The organism is Streptomyces sp. NPDC059224 (assembly GCF_042754285.1).
Lineage (GTDB): Bacteria > Actinomycetota > Actinomycetes > Streptomycetales > Streptomycetaceae > Streptomyces.
This window is the reverse complement of record NZ_JBHZAN010000109.1, coordinates 1-1,425: the sequence shown is the minus strand read 5'-3', so window position 1 is coordinate 1,425 and position 1,425 is coordinate 1. Positions and strand designations below refer to the sequence as shown.

Sequence of the window (1,425 nt, the reverse complement as noted above, 5' to 3'; positions counted from 1 at the left end):
GATGGACATTTCAAAAGATTAAGGAGTAAGTCAATGGGATTTTTTAGTCGAAAAGAAAAATTAGTTGCTCCAGTATCAGGAAATCTGATTCCCCTTAGCCAAGTAAGCGATCCTGTATTTTCGCAAGGGATGATGGGCGAAGGATTCGCTGTTGAACCAACAAACGCTAAGGTGGTAGCACCGATTGACGGTGTCATTAAATCGATATTTCCAACAAAGCATGCACTCACATTGACTAGTAATCAAGGTAGAGATTTATTGATTCATATTGGAATTGATACTGTTCAGTTAAAGGGAGTCGGGTTTCAAGTGCTCGTTGAAGAAGGTCAACGAGTATCATCCGGCGAGTCATTGGTGATTTTTGATTGTGACCAAATCAAGGCGGAAAAACTGTCAGATGTTGTTATGGTTCTATTTCCCGAAGATAAGGGTATTAAACTAGAAGTCTCTGAAAAAAAGGTTTCTGAAGGAGAACTTCTTTTCAAAATTTAATAGTACTTAAAAAGATTGTGCTTTCGTATTAAAATGAGAGAGCAATCTTTTTTATTATTTTTGGAGGTCTGATTATGACATTGGAGCAATTAGTAAATGAACATCACAGTAAATTGAATGAGAATGATGATTATGTATTAAGTTTTATCACTCAAAATATGGAAATCAGCATCAGTCAAACTGTATCGGAATTAGCAAAACAAGCAAATGTATCTGACTCAACGATTATTAGACTAACTAAGAAACTCGGATTCAAAGGATATGGCGAATTTCGATATTACCTTAAAGAGGAATTTGCACGCATGCAAAAAACCAGAGTCGATAAAAGTAGTTTGTTTTTACCGGAAGTATTACTCGGAGATGTTCAAGCGACAACCAAATTGTTTGAAGATGATAAAAGTGTTGAGGATATATATGAAACGATTAGAAAGGCAGATAAGATATTTGCCTACGCAACAGGATATGGACAAAGAATGATGCTCAATGAGTTTGCACGCTGCATGTGGAACTTGGGAATCTACATTATCATTGTACCGGAAAAGAATGAATTAGACCTGATTTCAAAAGCTTTGACCTCGAATGATTTACTATTTGTCATATCATTGTCCGGACGTGTTGATCGGATTGATGATACTTTAAGAAGAATCCATATGAAAGGGACACAGTTGGTCTCAGTTACACGATTTGGTCAAAATAACTTAGCCAGTCTGTCAGACTATAGCCTATACTATCAAGTGACCAACATTAATGATGTGAATGAGTTGAACAACTCATCATTCTGCACCTTGAATCTTGCTCTTAGCTTACTGTATGAAGGGTATATTAACTATTACAAACAAAGTAGCGTTGATTAATAAAGTTGATGCATATAATTACACCTAAAATACGTTCTTGATAGCTCGTATTTTTCTGTGATTGAAGATTCAAGTTATG

Annotated in this window: 2 protein-coding genes; both read left to right on the top strand. The window is 35.6% G+C overall.

All coding sequences use genetic code 11. From position 1 onward, the window contains the following. Positions 1-492 (top strand): PTS glucose transporter subunit IIA (locus tag ACFXI4_RS44670; RefSeq protein ID WP_385003438.1); only part of this gene is annotated, 492 nt, incomplete at its 5' end. Between the two features lie 74 nt (positions 493-566). Beyond that, complete coding sequence (locus ACFXI4_RS44665; protein ID WP_385003435.1) at positions 567-1,346, top strand: MurR/RpiR family transcriptional regulator; 780 nt, start codon at positions 567-569, stop codon at positions 1,344-1,346. Positions 1,347-1,425: the final 79 nt, after the last annotated feature.

Bases quoted from the DNA above. Each gene is read 5' to 3' on its own strand.
- ACFXI4_RS44665 (WP_385003435.1), top strand. From the start codon at position 567: ATGACATTGGAGCAATTAGTAAATGAACATCACAGTAAATTGAATGAG.